The 6,252-nt window shown below is 46.3% G+C and carries 6 protein-coding genes; 1 reads left to right on the forward strand and 5 read right to left on the reverse strand.

Going from position 1 to position 6,252, the window contains the following annotated elements; translation table 11 throughout:
- Positions 1 to 51: 51 nt before the first annotated feature.
- The 5 genes from HJG39_RS17420 to HJG39_RS17440 all read right to left on the reverse strand — a co-directional run bounded on the left by HJG39_RS17420 (position 52) and on the right by HJG39_RS17440 (position 4,552).
- Positions 52 to 1,347 carry a TRAP transporter large permease gene (locus tag HJG39_RS17420; protein ID WP_268411327.1) on the reverse strand — a complete coding sequence of 432 codons (1,296 nt, stop codon included), beginning with the start codon at positions 1,345 to 1,347 and terminating at the stop codon, positions 52 to 54.
- Entirely contained in the window at positions 1,347 to 1,835 is a 489-nt protein-coding gene (locus tag HJG39_RS17425) for a TRAP transporter small permease (protein ID WP_268411330.1), read from the reverse strand. Before HJG39_RS17425 ends, HJG39_RS17420 begins: the two co-directional genes overlap by 1 nt.
- 1 nt (position 1,836) lies before the next feature.
- A complete protein-coding gene (locus HJG39_RS17430) occupies positions 1,837 to 2,832 on the reverse strand; it encodes a TRAP transporter substrate-binding protein (protein WP_268411332.1) in 996 nt (331 codons plus the stop codon).
- Between the two features lie 7 nt (positions 2,833 to 2,839).
- Complete coding sequence (gene kduI, locus HJG39_RS17435; RefSeq protein ID WP_268411335.1) at positions 2,840 to 3,685, reverse strand: 5-dehydro-4-deoxy-D-glucuronate isomerase; 846 nt, start codon at positions 3,683 to 3,685, stop codon at positions 2,840 to 2,842.
- A 105-nt stretch (positions 3,686 to 3,790) separates the two neighbouring features.
- Positions 3,791 to 4,552 carry an SDR family oxidoreductase gene (locus HJG39_RS17440; RefSeq protein WP_268411337.1) on the reverse strand — a complete coding sequence of 254 codons (762 nt, stop codon included), beginning with the start codon at positions 4,550 to 4,552 and terminating at the stop codon, positions 3,791 to 3,793.
- A gap of 268 nt (positions 4,553 to 4,820) precedes the next feature.
- Between HJG39_RS17440 and HJG39_RS17445 the strand changes: the two genes are divergently transcribed.
- Positions 4,821 to 5,867 (forward strand): DUF4861 family protein, encoded by a 1,047-nt coding sequence (locus HJG39_RS17445; protein ID WP_268411340.1) that lies wholly within the window; start codon positions 4,821 to 4,823, stop codon positions 5,865 to 5,867.
- Positions 5,868 to 6,252: the final 385 nt, after the last annotated feature.

The raw sequence follows: 6,252 nt of genomic DNA on the forward strand, positions 1-6,252 counted from the left end.
TAATAACGTTAATCGGCAGGGATGTCTTGTTAGCGGGGTGTTAATTGCTGGCTAAAACCCTAACCAATGCGGTAATGCTTCACTAAACCAGGGTACGTAAGTGACAAGGAGTAATACCGCAAACATAGCTAAATACAGTGGTAGTAAGGGTTTGATGATATCTTCCAGCTTGGTTTTGGCTATCGCACAGGTGACAAATAGTACCGAGCCAACCGGTGGTGAGCACAAGCCAATGGACAGGTTAAGCACAATCATAATGCCGAATTGCAATGGCGACATGCCTAATTCCGTTGCCACAGGCAAGAAGATTGGCGTGAAGATAAGTACAGCGGGTGTCATGTCTAAAAAGGCACCAACCACAATCAACAATAAGTTAATCAACAAGAAAATAACGATAGGGTTATCGCTTAAGCCGACTAAAAACGCGCTCAGTGATTGGGGAATGTTTTCAAAGGTCAGTAACCACGACATAGCTGTGGAAGCGGCAATCAGCAACATAACAATGGCCGTGGTTTCAGCGGATTTGAGCAGAATGTCGGCTAGCTCTTTCACTTTCACTTCTTTGTACACCACGACTGACAACAACAGTGAGTAAACCACGGCGATAGCGCCCGCTTCTGTCGCGGTAAAAATGCCGCCAACAATACCGCCAATCACTAGCACAATCAGGAATAAGCTTGGAATAGCGGAGAAAAGTTTGCTTAAAACTACATTCATTGGTAAGCGATCACTTACCGGGAATTTGTTGATTTTTGCGTAAACTAAACATACTGTCATCAGCGCTAATCCCACCATAATACCGGGCACGTATCCTGCCATAAACAGGGCGGCAATCGACACACCGCCGCTGGCAACGGCGTAAATAATTAGGATATTGCTCGGGGGAATTAACATGCCAGTAGTGGCTGCTGCCGCCGTCACGGCAGCGCTGAAATTGGGGTTGTAACCGCTCTTTTTCATCTCTGGCAACATAAAGCTACCAATGGCAGAAGTTGCCGCTACAGCAGAGCCGCTAATGGCCCCAAACAACATACAAGAAAGCACATTTACCAAGGCTAAACCGCCGGGTAACGCCCCAAGTAGTGCCATCGCACATTCAATAAGCCTTCGTGCAATGCCGCCTCGCCCCATGAGCAATCCTGACATCACAAAAAAAGGGATGGCGAGCAGGGCGAAACTGTTTAAGCCACTTGCCATACGCTGCGCAATGGTGATGGTGGCAGGCACCAAATCCATGCTCATGACCATGGTGACTAACGTGGCAATACCAATGCTAATCGAAATCGGCACATTGAGGATGAGTAAAAGGAAAAAGGTAACAACTAAAACAATTGCGGTTAATTCCATTATGATTGCTCCTGTTGAGTGCCGGATAAAATCTCCATCATATTGACAATGCAATAGAAGATAATGAGCACGCCAGAAATGGGTAATACGGTATAAACGAAGCCGATATGAACGCCTAATGCCGCTGAAATTTGCTCTAGTTCTAGTGTTAAATTCACCAAGCCTTTGCCGCCAAACACAAGCACAACCGCACTGAAAATCAAAACTAGCACTTCAATGAGCAGCAGAATGAATTTCTTAACGTGTGGCGCTTGGCGCTCAACTACAAGATTTAAGCCTAAATGCGCTTTTTGGCGATAAGCATAAGCTGCGCCCAATATGCCTATCCACATTAAAATAAAGCGAGATAACTCTTCGGTGACGGAGGCCGGGTCTTGTAAAATAAAACGAGAAATAACCTGCCAAACCACCACTAATAAAATAGAGGCCATGGCGGCAATGAGCGCCCAAGACAACCCAGTATCAACAAGATGCACTAATTTCTTCATGTTACATCGCCTTTATTTGTTCGATGAGATCGCCAACCGGCGTGCCTTTTAAGCTATCGTGGAAAGGTTTAACCGCCTCCTGAAATGGCTTTTTGTCTGGATAAATCACTTCGACGCCATCTTCAATGACTTTCTCCAACGATTCTTTAGTAGAGGCTTGCCACAGTTTACGCTGGTACACCACGGAATCATCCATGGCTTGTTGTAGCCATGATTGTTGCTGGGGTGTGAGATTTTCCCACGTTCTTAACGACGCCAACATGACATCCGGCACGGAGCTGTGTTCATCCAAAGAATAGTAGCGGGCAATTTCGTAGTGTCGTGATAAGTAATAACTTGGCGGATTGTTTTCCGCGCCATCGACAACGCCTTGCTGTAGCGCAGTGTAAAGCTCACCCCAAGATACGGGTGTTGCTGCTGCGCCTAGCGTACGCACCGTTTTTACGGCTGTTGGACTATTTAATACACGTATTTTTAGGCCCGCTAAGTCGGCTGGGGAATTGATAGGGCGGTCGTTGGTGTAAAAGCTTCGACTGCCAGCATCGTAATATCCCAAGCCTTTTAAACGAAAGGGCTTTATGCCATCAAGTAAGCTTTTACCAAGCTCACTGTTTAACACTTTCCAATAGTGATCGTTGTCCCGAAACACATAAGGGATACTGAAAATTTTCATGGCGGGAGCAAAGCCTTCTAACGGACTGGCTGCCACTTTGGTCATGGATAACGAACCAATTTGCAGCAGTTCTACCATTTCCCGTTCTGTGCCTAATTGGCTGCTTGGGTAAATGATAATTTTCATGTTGCCGTTGGAAAGCGTTTCGAGGCGCTCGCCCATGTATTCCATCGCTTTGTGAACCGAGTGCTTGGTATCAAGCGTGTGTCCTAAGCGCAAAATCACCACATCGTCGTCGGTTTGCTGGCTGTTTTGATTGCAGCCAGCCAACACCATTGTTAATGCGAAAAGTGTGAAAAAGCGTAAAGCCCTAAATGCCGTCATAGCGCGATTACCTGAGTGCGTCTGGTGGGAATTTGTCCATATCGTCATAGTCGAGATTCTCGCCCGCCATACCCCAAATGAAGGCATAGTTTGCGGTTCCCGCGCCGCAATGAATAGACCAAGGGGGAGAAATCACCGCTTGATGGTTCTGCACGAACAGGTGACGAGTTTGCGTGGGTTCGCCCATGAAGTGACACACTGCCTGCCCACTTTCGACGTCTAGGTAGAAATAAACTTCGTTGCGTCTGTCGTGTTGATGCGCTGGCATGGTGTTCCAAACGCTACCCGGTTTTAAACGCGTTAAGCCCATTTGTAATTGGCAGGTATCGACAACGGTATTAATAAGCAATTGTGCAATTTCCCGCTCGTTGCTGGTTTCTTGACTACCAAGCTTAAGCACATTGGCATCGCCATGACCGACTTTCTTGCACGGATACGCGTGGTGCGCGGGTGCGGAGTTCAAATAGAACTTAGCAGGGTCGTTGGCATCTACGGAATGAAACTCAACGTGTTCGTTATCTTTACCAATGTAAAGCGCTTCTTCTTTGGCGAGTTCGTAAGTGGTATCGCCTACCACAACTTTACCTGCGCCACCCACGTTAATCACGCCGACTTCGCGACGAGCGGTGAAATAAGGTGTTTTTAGCTGACCCTCGATGGTTTCCAATTTCAGTGGGCCGGTAGTCGGGACTGCACTGCCCACCATAAAGCGTTCGTAGTGAGTGTAAACCCAGTATACTTTTCCCGGCTGCATCAGGTTTTCAACCAAAAACGCTTCGCGTAATTCTTCGGTGTCGTATGCCTTAGCTTCTTTTTGTCCGATGGCATAGCGGACTTCACATTCTGTACTCATATTGGCTCTCTTTGGCTCTCTTTGGCTCTTTGTCACTCGTCGACTCTAGTATAGATGCGCCGAGTGATTGGGTTGAATAAGGTTAACGAAGGATGCTCTTGGTGATCATCGAGCTAAAAAACCGCCATCAACGGCAAGTACATGACCGTTAACATAGTTACTGGCAGAACTCGCTAAAAACACCAGCGCGCCTTGTAAATCTTCGGTTTCGCCCCAGCGACCTGCTGGAATACGCGCACAAATTTCGGTGCTGCGTTTTTCGTCGTCTTGCAAAGCTTGCGTGTTGTCGGTGCGAATATAACCCGGCGCAATCGCATTCACTTGAATGTTGTGTTGCCCCCATTCGTTGGCAAGGGCTTTGGTCATTCCCGCAATGGCGTGCTTACTTGCCGTGTACGCCGGAACGGTAATACCGCCGCTGTAACTTAACATAGACGCGGTACTGATAATTTTTCCGCTCTTTTGTTGAATCATGGCTTTACCGATTTTCTGGCTGAGTAGAAAAGCTGAATCTAAATTAACACGCAGCACATGTTGCCATTGCTCTAATGGGAATTCATGAGCAGGACTGCGATAAATGGTGCCGCCGTTGTTGACCAAAATATCAAGCCCGCTCCATTGGGCTAATGCATCCTCTGCAAGCTTTGCGACCGAATCCATGTCCGACAAATCGGCGCTCATTTCAACGCATTCTGTATTGCCAATGGCGTTAATTTTTTCTAGCGTTTGTGTGCAGCCGCCAGCTTTAGAGCTTGCACAAATCACCTGTGCGCCCGCTTCTGCTAGCGCTACTGCCATTGCTTGACCAATTCCTCGGCTTGCGCCTGTAACTAACGCTCTTTTGCCCGTTAAACTGAAATTTGGCATCGAATTCTCCGCATCGTTGATACTGTATTTAGTGTGTAAAGTGAGGCCAAACCTCATTTTCGCTACAATATTTTAACAAGATTTAAAATAATTGCCACCGGTGGCAAATGTCAATATATTAATGATAGAGCATGTTAATTTTTGGTGTGTATTTTTGCAGCCGTTTGTATGCAATTTCGGGTTCGTTATATATACACCTAAGATCAACACGCTCTAGTTAACGCACTCAATTTAGTGTGCTCTATTTATTCTTTTTCGGAGGCCAATTATGACGAAAATGCGTCTACTTGTAAGCTGTATATCCGCAGGCATTTTGTTAGCAGGATGTAACGGAAGTCACGAAAAGGCGCATGAATCCGCGTCGCATACCCATTCATCATCGCAAGCCGCTGACCACGATCATCCGCATTCGCAACAGGATATGGCATCGAAAGATTTGGTATACGCAGAATTATCGGTACGCAAAGGCGGAAAATGGGTCGGTAACGCTTATGAAGCAGATGGATTTGAGTTTGAAAATGTGGAGTCTTTCACTGCGCCTCCGCAACTTACCGATCATTCATACTTTTTGCGTTATGAAGGCCCCGGCTGGGAAAACGACTTGATTGGTTATCGCTTATATTTAGATTGGCGCAATGGTATTGATGTGTTTGTTAAAACGGGTCGTGAACCTGTTTTGCACCAAGTTGGGCAAGATGGATACGACAGTTATCACCACTTATCCGATTGGGGCGCAGATGCCTTAAAAGTAGGTAAGTCGTTGGGGTTAGGAGCATTAGGACGTATGGATGACAACACTTTAATGCATATGCAAAATGTAGACAAAACAAGCTGGAGACTGCTTGCAGATAACAACACCAGTGCATCGTTTGAAGTGGTCTACCAAGGCTGGGATGTGGCTGATAAAAAGATTGATGCCACAACGCAATACAGCATTCATGCTGGCGACCCAACCACCATGGTGTCGGTAACACTTTCAGAGCCTGTAAATAATTTATTAACAGGCTTAGTTGATCACGACAATACCGAGTTTGTAAAAATGCAGGAAGGCAATTGGGGCGTGATTGCCACTTTTGGTAAGCAAAGCTTGTTAGGCGAAGATGATTTGTTAGGGATGGCGGTGTTGTATCGTTTAGACCAAGTTCAAAAACAGTTTACCGGTGAATATGACCACCTTGTGCACTTCAAGGCGCTAGAATCGTTAGAATATGGCTTTTTAGCGGTGTGGCCTAACCACCCAGACAGCCCGAAAGATTTAGCCGGATTTAAAACGTTATTAAGCAATAAACTCAAATTGCTTAACGCGTCTAAATAGCCGCTTTTATTGTGGTGTAATTGTTAGTCACCCATAGAGTTTTATCGCAAACTCGCCGGGGATACTTCCCAGTACGCTGCACATGTAGATTCAACGGCCGCTTCCCTGCGGCTGAGGGTTTGCGTCTAATTCTCTACCGTTAACTTTTGAACTACCAGCAAGCAAACGCCAAAAACGGCGGCTGATTCACTTTCGAAAAGCATACTTTTCAGGAAGAAAAGTGCTGAGCGAGCAGGGATGCGAAAGCGCCTTTGAGAAAGTGAAGCGGGTGGCGTTTGCACACCACTTCCTGAATTATAAAGCGCGCCTGCTTAGCGCCAGTAATCGCAGTAAATCAAATTGTTTGGATTCGTTATTTCGCATGATGTAACCAAACACTTTGATG

Origin of the sequence: Alteromonas sp. a30 (assembly GCF_026788005.1) — a bacterium.
GTDB lineage: Bacteria > Pseudomonadota > Gammaproteobacteria > Enterobacterales > Alteromonadaceae > Paraneptunicella.

Excerpts from the sequence above, each read along its gene's own strand:
- HJG39_RS17425 (WP_268411330.1), bottom strand. The coding sequence starts at position 1,835 with ATGAAGAAATTAGTGCATCTTGTTGATACTGGGTTGTCTTGGGCGCTC.
- kduI (WP_268411335.1), bottom strand. The coding sequence starts at position 3,685 with ATGAGTACAGAATGTGAAGTCCGCTATGCCATCGGACAAAAAGAAGCT.
- HJG39_RS17440 (WP_268411337.1), bottom strand. The coding sequence starts at position 4,552 with ATGCCAAATTTCAGTTTAACGGGCAAAAGAGCGTTAGTTACAGGCGCA.
- HJG39_RS17430 (WP_268411332.1), bottom strand. The coding sequence starts at position 2,832 with ATGACGGCATTTAGGGCTTTACGCTTTTTCACACTTTTCGCATTAACA.
- HJG39_RS17445 (WP_268411340.1), top strand. The coding sequence starts at position 4,821 with ATGACGAAAATGCGTCTACTTGTAAGCTGTATATCCGCAGGCATTTTG.
- HJG39_RS17420 (WP_268411327.1), bottom strand. The coding sequence starts at position 1,347 with ATGGAATTAACCGCAATTGTTTTAGTTGTTACCTTTTTCCTTTTACTC.